General features: G+C 63.0%; 12 protein-coding genes and 2 pseudogenes. 9 read left to right on the top strand and 5 right to left on the bottom strand.

The annotated features are described in order from the left end of the window. Window positions 1-14 precede the first annotated feature (14 nt). The 8 genes and pseudogenes from CA833_RS07535 to CA833_RS07500 all read left to right on the top strand — a co-directional run. The gene (locus CA833_RS07535) at window positions 15-1,097 is read left to right on the top strand and encodes a helix-turn-helix domain-containing protein (protein ID WP_207079681.1); all 1,083 of its coding nucleotides are present in this window, start codon (window positions 15-17) and stop codon (window positions 1,095-1,097) included. Then, window positions 1,097-2,005 carry a GSU2403 family nucleotidyltransferase fold protein gene (locus CA833_RS07530; protein ID WP_207079680.1) on the top strand — a complete coding sequence of 303 codons (909 nt, stop codon included), beginning with the start codon at window positions 1,097-1,099 and terminating at the stop codon, window positions 2,003-2,005. The genes CA833_RS07535 and CA833_RS07530 overlap by 1 nt, the downstream gene beginning before the upstream one ends. A 14-nt stretch (window positions 2,006-2,019) precedes the next feature. Next, window positions 2,020-2,478 (top strand): hypothetical protein, encoded by a 459-nt coding sequence (locus CA833_RS07525; protein WP_207079679.1) that lies wholly within the window; start codon window positions 2,020-2,022, stop codon window positions 2,476-2,478. Further along, complete coding sequence (locus tag CA833_RS07520; RefSeq protein WP_207079678.1) at window positions 2,450-4,030, top strand: LA2681 family HEPN domain-containing protein; 1,581 nt, start codon at window positions 2,450-2,452, stop codon at window positions 4,028-4,030. The genes CA833_RS07525 and CA833_RS07520 overlap by 29 nt, the downstream gene beginning before the upstream one ends. 351 nt (window positions 4,031-4,381) lie before the next feature. Next, window positions 4,382-4,639 (top strand): annotated as a pseudogene (locus CA833_RS07515) (transposase); the annotation flags it as partial. 139 nt (window positions 4,640-4,778) lie between these two features. After that, the gene (gene istA, locus CA833_RS07510; protein WP_370584490.1) at window positions 4,779-6,320 is read left to right on the top strand and encodes an IS21 family transposase; all 1,542 of its coding nucleotides are present in this window, start codon (window positions 4,779-4,781) and stop codon (window positions 6,318-6,320) included. Continuing rightward, window positions 6,317-7,174, top strand: a complete 858-nt coding sequence (istB, locus tag CA833_RS07505) for an IS21-like element helper ATPase IstB (protein ID WP_207077822.1) — start codon at window positions 6,317-6,319, stop codon at window positions 7,172-7,174. The genes istA and istB overlap by 4 nt, the downstream gene beginning before the upstream one ends. A gap of 100 nt (window positions 7,175-7,274) precedes the next feature. Then, window positions 7,275-8,180: pseudogene (locus tag CA833_RS07500) on the top strand (IS3 family transposase); the annotation flags it as partial. Window positions 8,181-8,211: 31 nt separating this feature from the next. Here CA833_RS07500 and CA833_RS07495 read toward each other — a convergent pair. The 5 genes from CA833_RS07495 to CA833_RS07475 all read right to left on the bottom strand — a co-directional run bounded on the left by CA833_RS07495 (window position 8,212) and on the right by CA833_RS07475 (window position 12,029). Next, complete coding sequence (locus tag CA833_RS07495; protein WP_242526315.1) at window positions 8,212-8,466, bottom strand: Arm DNA-binding domain-containing protein; 255 nt, start codon at window positions 8,464-8,466, stop codon at window positions 8,212-8,214. Between the two features lie 145 nt (window positions 8,467-8,611). Then, the gene (locus tag CA833_RS07490; protein ID WP_142636290.1) at window positions 8,612-9,328 is read right to left on the bottom strand and encodes a tRNA (guanosine(46)-N(7))-methyltransferase TrmB; all 717 of its coding nucleotides are present in this window, start codon (window positions 9,326-9,328) and stop codon (window positions 8,612-8,614) included. A gap of 164 nt (window positions 9,329-9,492) precedes the next feature. Next, window positions 9,493-10,188 (bottom strand): response regulator transcription factor CtrA, encoded by a 696-nt coding sequence (gene ctrA, locus CA833_RS07485; RefSeq protein WP_054441077.1) that lies wholly within the window; start codon window positions 10,186-10,188, stop codon window positions 9,493-9,495. A gap of 175 nt (window positions 10,189-10,363) precedes the next feature. Further along, entirely contained in the window at window positions 10,364-11,785 is a 1,422-nt protein-coding gene (locus CA833_RS07480; protein ID WP_142636291.1) for a putative O-glycosylation ligase, exosortase A system-associated, read from the bottom strand. Continuing rightward, entirely contained in the window at window positions 11,778-12,029 is a 252-nt protein-coding gene (locus CA833_RS07475) for a hypothetical protein (RefSeq protein WP_207080172.1), read from the bottom strand. Before CA833_RS07475 ends, CA833_RS07480 begins: the two co-directional genes overlap by 8 nt. Before the next feature lie 66 nt (window positions 12,030-12,095). On the opposite strand from CA833_RS07475, the gene CA833_RS07470 reads away from it, so the two are divergent. Further along, window positions 12,096-13,334 (top strand): TIGR04063 family PEP-CTERM/XrtA system glycosyltransferase, encoded by a 1,239-nt coding sequence (locus CA833_RS07470; RefSeq protein ID WP_207079676.1) that lies wholly within the window; start codon window positions 12,096-12,098, stop codon window positions 13,332-13,334. Window positions 13,335-13,371: the final 37 nt, after the last annotated feature.

The raw sequence follows: 13,371 nt of genomic DNA, 5'->3' as shown, positions 1-13,371 counted from the left end.
CTGGGCAGTGGATAATGGACGAGTTTGAAATCAGCGAGCAGGAGCTGCTGCGATCCCTCATTGAGACGATAGGCAGGTTGCCCCACGCCCATGTCATGGCGACCGATCACCAGCGGGCGTTCGGACATCGTCAGATCGACGCCTCCATCGATCTGGAAGTGGCCGGCAAGCGCCTGCAATTGCTTGTCGAAGCGAAGCGTGAGGCCTTTCCCCGCGACGTCCGCGAACTGCTGTGGCAATTCCGCAATTATCTCGCGCATGCCAATCCTGACGGCAAGGAAATCATCCCGTTCCTAGCTGCCCGTGCGATCTCACGCGGCGCCCGTGATCTCCTGCGTGAGGAAAATGTCGGCTTCTACGATCTTGGCGGATCGCTCTTCATTCCAAGCAACGCGCTCTACATTCTGATCGATCGCCCCCCGCCAAAAAGGTCACGCCGCATCCTGTCGATCCTTGAAGGCCAGAAGGCGCGCACGATTATCACCCTGTTTGCCCACCGCGATGAATGGATCGGCGTGAAGGAGCTGGCGGAGCTTGCCGAAGTGTCGCCTGCCACGGCTTCGGCAACGCTTAGCGAAATGGAACGTCGCGAATGGGTCGACGTCGAAGGCAATGGCCCGGCGAAAGTCCGGCGTTTGCGCGACGCGACACCTTTGCTGGATGAATGGTCACGCTACGCCGTTGAGCAGAAGCCCCCCAGGATCACGCGATATTATGTACCCGCCCAAGACAGTCACGCGCTTTGCCGACAGCTTGATAAGAGCTGTCGTGCTAGCAATCTGGTTTACGCGGTGACGGGCGAGGCCGCGGCCCAGCATTACGCGCCCTATCTGAGCACCATCTCGCAAATCCGTTGTCGGATGCCGCCTGGTCGCCTGCGCGATCGCGTGCTCGACGACATGGGAGCGCACCCGGTCAGCGAAGGCTGGAACCTCGGCGTGCTGCAAACCAAAAGCCCCAGCGATGTCATCGTCGATGACGAAAGCAACGGCATTGTCTTCGCTCCTGCCCTGCAGGTCTACGTCGACTTGCTGCAGGGTTCGGGGAGATCGAAGGAGATGGCGGGGCACCTCCGCACGGAAAAACTGCGCGCCTGATGACAAAGCCCAAAACCATCGGCGGCTATACCGAACCCGTGACCGAAGCGTGCGAACGCGTTCTTGTGACGCTGCTTCGCAATCTTGGACCTTGGCGGCAATCGATCTTCCTCGTTGGCGGCCTTGCCCCGCGCTATCTGATCAAGGCGCGCCCACCTGCCGTTCCGGCCCATGCGGGCACTGGCGACGTCGATGTCGTCGTCGATATCGCGATGCTCGCGGATACCGAGGCGTACCGCACCCTTGAGGAGAATCTGCGGGCGATGGGCTTTGAGCGCGCGGTCAACGACCGCGGCGTAAAACAATCATGGCGCTGGAAAGCGATCGTCGATGGCGGCAGCATGATCCTCGAATTCCTTGCTGACGATCCCGCGTTGCGAGGTGGCCGCGTTCAGGAATTGCCGACCGAAGGTGGCGTGTCGGCGGTCAACATCCCACACGCTTCCATGGTGTTTGACCTGCACGAGTCGATCGAAATCACGGCCGAGCTGCTCGACGGCAACGGTCAGGCGACCGAGACGGTTCGCTATGCCGACATCGTCAGCTTCATATGCCTCAAGGCCTTTGCCTTTGATGACCGCTTCGAGCGCAAGGACGCACATGATATTGTCTATTGCCTCGAACATTATGAGGGCAGCGTCGATGCCGCGCGTGACGCCTTTGCGCGGGCACTGGACACACCGCATCGCGACGTCATTCTCGATGCACTGTCGCGCCTAACCCGGCGCTTCTGCGATCCGGACACACCCGATGCCGCCTACCGCAAAGATGGTCCCGTCGCGGTAGCCCGGTTCGAGGACGACGACGTCGCGGTCGATGAGGACGACGAATTGGCCAATCAGCGCATCCTGCGACAGCGCGGCGCCGCGGCGATCGTTGCAGCGCTGGTTTTGCCACTGCTCGGCTAATGGCGCAGCCTCACGTGGACGATGCGCTGATCCTAGATGCTGCCAAGCAGTTTCGCGCCGCACTCGACAGTGTTGACCCGCTCGTCTGGCACAAAGTCACCGTGTCCAATTTTCCAAAAGGGGCGTGCGGGCACGCCAGTGAATTGCTCGGTCGATATCTGCGCGATCTACTCGGGATTGAGCCGCTTTACGTTGTCAAAGACAATGATCTGCCCGGCGGCGCGTGGCATGGTGGGCATGCTTGGCTCGAACTCGACGGCCTCATTATCGATGTCACGGGGGATCAATTCGGTTGGGAGACGGTCATCGTGTCGCGGTCGTCCGCACGCCACGCCGAAGGTGAGCCGAATCTACGGCAGGCGCTAACCACCGACGCGCGGTGGTGGGGGCGGTATGGCGCCCCCATTTACGCGGTCGCCACGGCCTTGATGGCAAATGACGCACATGAAGGCGGATCGCATGTCGAGCGATGACCTCGAGCGGCTGATGCGGGCACCACTCAAGCGCATGTCGGATGACAAGGCGCTCGACAGCGTCGGCACCCTGATCGACCTTGCGTCCGATCTCGGTTCAAAGCCGGCCGTCATTCGAGCGTTCGAACAGTTGCGGTTGATCGAACGCCGCGATTTGACGCCCGCCAACCGCGTTATCCTGCATTATTTCCGAGCCAATGCGTGGCAAGCAAAGCGCATCGTCACTAATACGCCGGGGCCGCGCGTGTGGGAGCAGCCCGACCGCGAGAAGCAGATCTTCGAACTGCTGCGCGCGAGCTATAGCGACGGCTTCAATGATCTCGATCCGGTGCGACAATGCCAGATCCTCACCAACCTCGGCATCCAGCTCAATGATGTTGGCCGGTTTATCGAGGCGGTCGAGCTATGGGATCGCGCGCTCGCCATCCTCCCGAACTTCGCAATGGCGCTCGGAAGCCGTGGCACCGGTCTCAAATTCTACGCACTGGCGAGTGCCGACCGCTATGATCAGGAAATCCTGCTGCTCCACGCAGAGCGCTCGTTCATGGCAACGACCGCACCGGGGACTCTGTGGGATGCGCCGTATCCGCTATCTACCAGACGCTATTTCAAGGAGCGGGGGCGAGAGATCGCCGATCGCCTCGATCTGGAAGCGATCGCCCGCGACTTCGATCCTGAGCGAACCGATCTTGGCCGCAACCGCACTGAGCGAGACTATCGGGACTGGTGTGTGAAGCGGCGGCTGTTCATCAATCCGCTCAATGATGTCGTGGATGCCCCCGTCGCCGCCGAAGACTATCTCATGCTTCCGCCACTGACCGTGTCGCACGACATACCCGGCATGCCGCCGGTCATAGGCCTCTTCAATCAGATGAAGCAGGAATATGCGTTTGCGCGATTAATGCTGTTTGAGAGCGTCGCCGAGGCTGGCGAAGACCGCGTTCATTTCGCCGATCGCCGGGTGCGGCTCTACAACACCCTAGATTATCCGAGCTACTCGATGTCGACCGAAAAGATGCGCACTGCCTTTCGGCTCGCTTATGGTCTGCTCGACAAGGTTGGCTACTTCATCAATGACTATTGGAAGCTCGGGACGCCAATACATCGCGTCGGTTTTCGGTCTGTCTGGTACACCGATGGCGACGTCCGTCAGGGCCTGCACGACCGCTTCGTCACCTACGAGAACTGGCCCCTTCTGGGCTTGTTCTGGTTGTCGAAGGATCTGTTTGAGGAGAAGATGCAGCAGGTGACCAACCCTGATGCGCGCGAGATATTCATTCTACGCAATCATCTTGAGCACAAATATCTGCACATCACTCAGGGGTGGGCCGCAACGCCTGCCAGCGAGCGATCAACGGGCGATCTCGGCATCTCGATCGGCAGCGATGCATTCGTCGCGAAGGCATTGAGGCTCCTCAAACTTGCCCGGGCCGCCATGATCTACCTCGCACTAGCGGTGCATCGCGAAGAGCGGTTGAAGGGCGAAGGGCGAGAACCCACGATCGTCGCGGAAATGCCGCTCACCCATTTCGAGGACCGCTGGAAACGTTAGGCCGGCGCCTGTCACCGGACCGTATTGATTACAGGTGCCAATGTCATTGACACCCTCAGCACGCGAGGTTGATTTGCCTCTGTTATGGCAAGCGACGAACGATTTGGTCCGGAAGGCATTTCGCGATGGGATCGCGAGACCGAGAGCTGGGTAACCTTCGACCCGCTCCCGAGGCGCCCGGAACATCGGTGCGCGCCGGCTGGACTCTGCATTTACTGCGGTGTCACCACCTACACAAGCGAAGGGGGAGCGCTCCACGAGGAGCACATCGTGCCGCTCGCCATTAACTGATCTGCCCCCTTCTGAGTGGCCCATCGACTATCGTAGTCTTGACCACGAAGGAGGAATGGAATGGCTCGGAAGCACAAGCCGGAGGAGATCATCGGCAAGCTGCGTGAGGCGGAGATCGTGTTGGCGCAGGGCGGGACGGTGGCCGACGCCTGCCGGCGGATCGGCGTCACCGAACAGAGCTATTACCGCTGGCGCAAGGAGTACGGCGGGCTGAAGATGGATCAGGCACGGCGGATGAAGGATCTCGAGCGAGAGAACGCCCGGCTGCGGCAGGCGGTGTCGGATCTGACGCTCGATAAAATGATTCTGCATGTCGCGCGACATTCAGGGTGAGAAAGCGCGACAAACAAGATGAGAATCCTGCGTTCCGGGATTGGCGAAGGGCGTAGCCCGTAGCCGATGCCGGAACGCAGGAGGCGCGTTTTGAAGGGTGCCTGTGATGGTCGCGGCGGCCGCTATGCATTGGGTTTTCTTGGGAAGGAGGACCTGGCGTGTGGCGGGCCGACACATCAACGATCATCAGGTGAGACTTTTCATGACCCACAGACGTAACGATCCCGTCGCCCTGGCAGCGGCAAAGGCCGGTTTCAGCCCGGCGACCGGCTATCGGGTGCTGCAGGATGCGCGCCTGCCTTCCCAGCGACAGGCGCCGCGCGGCCGACGGCGCCCTGATCCGCTATCGGGCATTTTCGAGGAGGTTGTCGTGCCGATGCTGGAGGCCGCTCCCGGTCTTCGTCCTGTCGCGATCTTCGAGGAACTGCGCCGCCGGTACCCGGATACCGAGTTCGGCTCACGACGAACCCTGGAGAGGCGTATTCGCGACTGGCGCGCTCTGAACGGCCAGGATCGGGAAGTCATCTTCAGGCAGGTTCATGAGCCGGGGCGGCTCGGCATGTCCGATTTTACGTGCATGAACGATCTGGAGGTCGCCATCGCCGGGGCACCCTTGGACCACTTGCTCTATCACTTCCGCCTGCCTTGCGGCGGCTTTGAACATGGACACGTCATTCTGGGCGGCGAGAGTTTCGTCGCCCTAGCCGAAGGGCTGCAGAATGCGCTCTGGTCTGCCGGCGGAGCGCCCAGGCTCCACCGCACCGACAGCCTGTCGGCCGCCTTCCGCAATCTGGACGCCGATGCGAAGGCCGACCTGACCAGGCGCTATGACGCCCTATGCGCCCATTATGGAATGGAGCCGACGCGCAACAACACAGGCATTGCCCACGAGAACGGTGCGATCGAGAGCGCCCACGGTCATATCAAGGCTGCAGTGAAGGACGCGCTGTTACTGCGCGGAACCACGGACTTCATCGACCTTGCCGCTTATCGCCGCTTCATCGACGAAGTCGTGACCGCAAGGAACCGGCGCCACGGTCCCGGCATCGATGCTGAGCGCAAGGCGCTGCAATCCCTCCCGAACGCAAGGACTACCGATTACGAGGAAGTCCTTGTGACAGTGACGTCCTCGGGCGGCTTCACCCTGCGCAAGGTCTTCTACACGGTCCCCTCGCGCCTGATCGGTCATCGCCTGCGAGTGCGCCTTTACGACGACCGTCTCGATGTCTTCATCGGCGGCACAAGGCTCATGACCCTGCAGCGCGGCCGCGCCGGTGTGAACGGTAAGCACGGCCACGTTGTCGATTATCGCCATGTCATTCATTCCCTGCGCCGCAAGCCGATGGCGCTGCGTGGATTGGTCTATCGTGACAGCCTGTTCCCCCGCGCACCCTACCGCCTCATGTTCGAGCACTTGCTGGAAGCTGTGGGCGAGAAAGAAGCCTGCCGGATCATGGTTGAGCTTCTGGCCATGGCCCACGAGCGCGCCTGTGAGGCGGAGCTCGCCCATATCCTGGAGGAGGACCTGGCAATCCGCAGGACCCCATGCCTGTCGGCACTTCGGGGCCGCTTTAGCCCCGATCCCGCCACTTTGCCCGAAGTTGTGGTCGAGATGGTCTCGCTCTCGATCTACGACGGGCTGATCGAACAGGGAGAAGCGGCATGAGCACGGCTCCCATGATCGACGCACAGCGCCTGGGCCTGATGCTCAATGAACTGCGCTTGCCAACCATCAAGCATATCTGGGGAGATTTTGCGGCCCAGGCGGATAAGGAAGGATGGCCCGCGAGCCGGTTCCTTGCAGCTCTCGCCGAACACGAACTCGCCGAACGCGATCGCCGCCGGATCGGGCGTCATCTGGCTGAAGCCCACCTGCCGGCGGGCAAGACGTTGGACTGCTTTGCCTTCGAGGCCGTGCCGATGATCTCCAAGGCCCAGGTCATGGCCCTGTGCGCCGGCGATGGCTGGCTCGACCAAGGTTCCAATCTCATCCTGTTCGGCCCGCCAGGCGGCGGCAAAAGCCATCTGGCGGCGGCGATCGGCCTAGCATTGGTGGAAAATGGCTGGCGAGCACTGTTCACCCGCACCTCTGACCTCGTCCAACGTCTGCAGGTCGCTCGCCGCGAACTGACGCTGGAATCCGCAATCGCCAAGCTCGACAAGTATCATCTGCTCATTCTTGACGACTTCGCCTACGTCTCACGCGACCAGGCGGAGACCTCCGTCCTCTTCGAACTGATCAGTGCCCGATACGAGCGCAGATCCCTGCTTATCACCGCTAACCAGCCCTTCGGCGAATGGAACCGCGTCTTCCCGGACCCAGCAATGACGCTCGCTGCGGTCGACAGGCTCGTGCATCACGCCACGATCTTCGAGATGAACGTCGAAAGTTATCGCCGGCGCACGGCTCAGGCCCGCCGCACCGGGGCTGGACGTCCTGCCGCTTACACCACTCCAAAAGTCCTCGAGACCATCCGCGACAATCAGGATGAGAACGAGGTCCTTGCCAGCGACAATTAAAATCGGCACTGAATGACGCGCCGCGACAATCACATTCTCATCCTGATTGACGCGCAATCCTCATCCTGTTTGTCGCGCTACACCTGCAGGAGGCGGCGCGGGGAAACTATTGAGCCCCGCCAGACGCCGCCGCTGTGTCGATCACATCCGAGGGATCATGGCTGTCTCCGAGCGGCGGGTGTGCCGTGTGCTCGGGCAACATCGATCGACGCAGCGCAAGGCGCCACGCGGGGCGGATGACGAAGCCGCACTGACGGAGGACATCATCGCTCTCGCCCGGCAATATGGTCGTTACGGCTATCGCCGGGTGACCGCCCTGCTGCGCGATGCGGGGTGGCATGTGAACCGTAAGCGGGTCGAGCGCATCTGGCGCCGCGAGGGGCTCAAGGTGCCGCAAAAGCAGCCGAAGCGCGGAAGGCTCTGGCTCCATGACGGATCGTGCATCCGGCTGCGGCCCGAATATCCGGGGCACGTGTGGTCCTACGACTTCGTCGAGGGCCGCACGCATGATGGTCGCAAGTTCCGCATCTTGTCGATCATCGACGAGGCCAGTCGGGAGTGCCTGGCCTTGCCGGTCGCGCGACGGCTCAGGAGCGAGGATGTGCTGGCGGCGCTGGCCGATCTGTTCGTCACGCGTGGGCCGCCTGCGCATATACGGTCGGACAATGGCCCCGAATTTATCGCCAATGCCGTGCAAGAATGGCTGGGCAGGATCGGTGTGAAGACGCTCTACATCACCCCCGGCAGCCCGTGGGAAAATGGCTACTGCGAGTCCTTCAACGGCTCGATGCGTGACGAGCTACTCAACGGTGAGATCTTCTACACCCTGGCCGAGGCTAAGATCCTGATCGAGGCTTGGCGGCGGCACTACAACACTGTCAGGCCGCACAGCTCGCTGGGCTACCGGCCGCCGGCCCCGGAAGCAGCGACGCCGCCATGGCCGCCCTCCGGTTCCGCTTCGCTCCACCTGCGGCCGGCCATGGCGCCGGAGGCAATCTTACACTAACAAATAACCCGGACCACTCGGTGGGGGCCGATCAGTCGGTCCCTTGCGCAACCAGCATCAATAAGCGTGCCGCCTCGGTACGCGCTGTCATCGGCGTCCATGGGGAACCGTGGCTGCCAATCGTGTAGCGGCGGGTGCGCGCTTCCCGGCCGCCCATCCGATACTGAATGATGTAGGACGCCGCGCTGGAGGATAGAATCCGAACGCCGAAACCCTTCAGGTCATCATCCCAAAGGAAGCCTGCGATCGATGCCTCCTGCAGGGCATCGACGCTCCGCTTCGTCACCTTTCCCGTTGCCATAGCAATACCTCATGACCCTCTTCGGGTAATCACCGGGTAATCACCATACGGAAAAAAGGGGGTTACAACAAGGTAGGGTGGCGTAGGCAGAGTGGCGAAAATCCGGCGTTTTCTGGCGTAAACCCGCGTGCTATTTTCGGCGGTAGCGGAAGTACCAGATCTCGTGCCCGTAGACCGTGCGCGCCTTGACCGCGTAGCGTGTTTCCGGCCAGCCGCCGGGACGCACCTGGAAGTCGCCCGGCTTCTCGCAGAGCCATTCGAACTGGTCGGTATGGCGCTGCATGACCATCAGCGCATGACGCACGTAGACGGCGTGATCGGTGCCGAAACGAAACTCGCCGCCGGGCTTCAGCTTGGCCGCGAACATGTCGACCGGGCCGTCGTTCATCATGCGGCGCTTGGCATGGCGGGCCTTGGGCCAGGGGTCGGGATGCAGCAGGTAGAGCATCGACAGCGAACCGTCGGGAATGCGGGACAGCACTTCCAGCGCATCGCCGTGGTGGATACGCACGTTGCCGATCGGCGGATGCGCACCATTGTCGCCGGCCACATGGGTCAGCGCCTGGGCGACACCGTTGATGAACGGCTCGGCACCGATGAAGCCATGGTCGGGCAGCATGTCGGCGCGCTCTGCCATATGCTCGCCGCCGCCGAAGCCGATCTCGAAATGGAGCGGCCGCTCGTCGCCAAACAGCAGCGCCGAGGTCACCGGACCTTCGAGGGGCACCGCGATGCGCGGCAGCAGATTGTCGACCAGGGCCTGCTGGCCGGCGCGCAGGGGCTTGCCCTTGGCGCGGCCGTAGAGGCGGTTGAGCGTGGTCGGATCGCCGGATTTGTGAGCCGTCATGGCGCGGCGCACTGACACCGATGCGCTTCAAGGTCAACGCCGGTAACGCTGGCGCCGTGGCCGTTCGGGGCCTTGGAAACCGAAACGGCCCGCCCCGAGGGGCAGGCCGTTCCATTCTTCATGCTTGGGGAAAGCAGAAACAGGTGCGGACGTCCGGCGCCCGGTCAGGCAACGTCCTGAAGCTCGTCCGGGTCGCGCAGCACGTAGCCGCGGCCCCAGACGGTCTCGATGTAGTTCGCGCCTCCGCAGGCATGCGCCAGCTTCTTGCGCAGCTTGCAGATGAAGACGTCGATGATCTTGAGTTCGGGTTCGTCCATGCCGCCATAAAGGTGGTTGAGGAACATTTCCTTGGTCAGCGTGGTGCCCTTGCGCAGCGAGAGCAGCTCCAGCATCGCATATTCCTTGCCGGTCAGGTGCACGCGGGCGCTGTCGACCTCGACCGTCTTGGCGTCGAGGTTAACCACCAGCTTGCCGGTGCGGATGACCGACTGCGAATGGCCCTTCGAGCGGCGGACAACGGCGTGGATGCGCGCGATCAGTTCTTCGCGGTGGAACGGCTTGGTCACATAGTCGTCCGCGCCGAAGCCGAACGAGCGGACCTTGGAATCCATCTCCGAAATGCCCGAGAGGATCAGCACCGGCGTCTGCACCTTGGCAACGCGCAGCTTCTTGAGCACGTCGTACCCGTGCATGTCGGGCAGATTGAGATCGAGCAGGATGATGTCGTAATCGTAGAGCTTGCCGAGATCGAGGCCTTCTTCACCCAGGTCGGTGGAATAGACGTTGAAGCCTTCGGCGGTCAGCATGAGTTCGATGGCCCGCGCGGTGGTGGGTTCGTCCTCGATCAACAGCACTCGCATGGGATGCCCCCCTAAGTTGCCCGTCAGCCCGTCGGCGTAAACCCGGCCTAAACGGACATTGCCGCGTATTAACCATATGAGCAATGAAGGTTAAAGGTTAATTTGCCGTTAATGGCAAACCTTGCGCCGAAGCGGATCGACTCTAGCGAGAATCCTTTAGGGGCGAAGCCGTGGATTACGGCGCCAGGGGCTCCGAAACGGGGGCTTCCCGGCCGGTTTTCATCGGCACCCCGCCGTGACGCGCCTCGCCAGGCCGGACAAGCGGCATCGGCCGCCGCGCCCGTCCGCGCGATTCTTCGATTCGCCGCAGATAGCTCCACAGGCCGCACTGCAGGCCGACCAGCATCAGGATGAACGGCTGGAACGCGATGCCGACGAAGAGCGAGCCGATCAGATAGACGATCTGCGCCAGTTGCAGCGCCACCGCCAGCGGCGCCGCCCAGGCCTCGTCCTCCCCCGTGCGATCCTTCCAGCGGCGGCGAATCAGTTCCATCTGCACCAGGCCGGAAAGCTGCAGCGCGATCCACAGGAAGAAACCCGGGAAACCCTGTTCGCCCAGCATCTCGAAATAGCTCGAATGGAAGGCGCGTCCCTGCTCTACCACCCGCGTGCGGGTGACCGTGGTGGTCGCGCCCACCGTATGTGCCGCGACCGTATCGTATTCGACCTTGCTGGCGATGTTGACCACGAAGCCACCGCCCGCCGGATGGTGCTTCACATAGTCCCAGGTCCATTTCCACACGCCGATTCGCGTGCCGGCGGACTGGTCGGACTGGTGGTTCTCGATCGTGCCCATGCGGGCCATGAACGACTGCGGCAGGAACGGTACCGCCACCACCACCGCCAGCGCCATGCCCGCACCGATCAGCAGCTTGTGCCGGGCGGTGCGCAAGTAGAACAGGCATAGCACGCCGAGACAGACCAGTCCGGTGCGCGCCTGGGTGCCGACCGGGATCAGCGCGCAGGCAAAGATCAGCGCCGCCGCGAAGAGCCTGACCCGCCAGTCGGGCGGAAAGATCGTGCCGTAGCGGCTCAGCCAGAGGATCAGCGGAATGATCGCGATCGCCACGCTCGACAGGATCGACCCCTCGTAAAGCCCGGTGTTGTTCTCGACAAAGATCCTGAGCGCGCCGTAACCGCCACCGCCCATCGCCGTCTTGATGCCGCCGTCGATGATCAGCGCGCTGGCCGCAAGGACCATGACCAGCGCCACCGCCTCGATTCTCAGGCGCGTGCGCAAGGTGAGCGGCAGGAAGATCGCGAAGACCAGCGCCTTCCACACCCAGGCCCACTTCTCCTGCGCGGCCTCGGGATAGACCGCGGTGAAGGTGGTGAGCGCACAGTAGACCAGCAGCGCCAGCAGCAGCCCCTGCCGCAGCGTGAAGCGCATGTCGCGCTTGTCGTCGAACAGCAGCCAGCCGCCGAACGCCGCGCCGAACGCCATCAGCGAGACCGGCAGGTGCGCCAGGATCCCCCAGGAAATGATCTGCGGCGAGACGATGTCGACATAAAGATAGCAAAGCACCCAGAGGAACGGGCGCCGGAAGCCGAGGGCGAGGAAAATGAAAAGAAAGCCGGTGAGGCCGAGATCAAGCATGCCCGTCCCCTGCCGCAGGACAGGTCCCGCCTTCCTGAGCGGCTGCACCATCCGATCGCGGCCACTGCATGCCCTTGCGCGAGGCTCCACGCGAAGAATGCCGCCGGGCGTTACCGGCCCGGCCTTCGGCATCCCCCGCCTGCTGGTCACCCCCCTCTTCGTCGAGTTCCGGCCGCAACAACAGCCGCCAGGCGGCCAGCGCCAGCAGGCCATGGGCCAGGACAAGAGCAAAAATGTCGACCATAGGCCCAGTGCCCTATCATCAGCGGGTTGACGCGGCGTTAAGCGTTATGTGCTAGGTATTCCGCGCATGACCAGGATTCTCCACGTCCTCGACCACTCGCTGCCGCTGCACAGCGGCTACACCTTCCGCACCCGTGCGATCCTGAAGGCGCAGGAAGCCATGGGCTGGGAAGTGCGAGGGGTAACCGGATTGCGCCACACCGCCAAGGGCGCGGATCTGGAAGAGGCCGATGGACTGCTGTTCCATCGCAGCACCGGGGATGCAGGCACCCTTCCGCTCTGGCGCGAATGGCGCGAGATCGGGGTGCTGGAACAGGGCATCGAAGCGGCGATCAGCATCTGGCGCCCGGACGTGATCCATGCGCATTCACCCGCCTTGTGCGGGGCGGCAGCCGTGCGGGTGGCGAAACGCCACGGCATCCGCTGCGTCTACGAGATCCGCGCGTTCTGGGAAGATGCCGCGGTCGGCAACGGCACCGGCAGCGAAGGCTCGCTCAAGTACCGGCTCACCCGCGCGCTCGAAAACCGGGTAGTCGCCAGAGCCGATGCGGTGGTGACGATCTGCGAGGGCCTGCGCGCCGACCTCGTCGCGCGCGGGACGCCCGCCGGGAAGATCACTGTCGCGCCCAACGGCGTCGACCTCTCGCTGTTCGGCGCGCCTGCCGCGCGGGATGGAAGCCTCGCCCGCGAGCTTGGCTTCGAGGTCGACGGCCGTGCCTGCCCGGTGATCGGCTTCATCGGCAGCTTCTACGATTACGAAGGCCTGGACGACCTGATCGCCGCCATGCCCCTGCTGCTGGCCCGCCAGCCGGATGCGCGGCTGCTGATGGTCGGCGGCGGCCCGCGCGAGGAACACTTGCGCGCCCAGGCCCAAGCCTCTCCGGCGGCCCATGCCATCCGTTTCATCGGCCGCGTACCGCATAACGAGGTGGAGCGCTATTACGCGCTCTGCGATGTCATGGCCTATCCGCGCAAGCAAAGCCGCCTGACCGACCTTGTCACCCCGCTCAAACCGCTCGAAGCCATGGCGCAGGGCAAACTGGTCGCGGCCAGCGCCGTGGGTGGCCACCGCGAACTGGTCGAGCACGACAGGACCGGCATCCTGTTCCCGCCCGACGATCCTGCCGCCTGCGCGCAGGCGCTGGCCGACCTGCTGGCCGCGCCCGAGAACTGGGAGCGCCTGCGCGAGGCCGGGCTCGATCATGTCCGCAGCGGACACGACTGGGCTTGCAATGTCGCCCGTTATCGAGACGTTTACCAAATCCTGCCACTCGAAAGGACTCGAAGCGGGCTCGCCGTTGCCTGAGCGACGGGACGAAAGCGGAATTTGCACGGGATGATCA

Origin of the sequence: Novosphingobium sp. KA1, assembly GCF_017309955.1 — a bacterium.
GTDB lineage: Bacteria > Pseudomonadota > Alphaproteobacteria > Sphingomonadales > Sphingomonadaceae > Novosphingobium.
The sequence above is the reverse complement of the archived record's forward strand: the minus strand, read 5'-3'. Positions and strand labels throughout refer to the sequence as shown.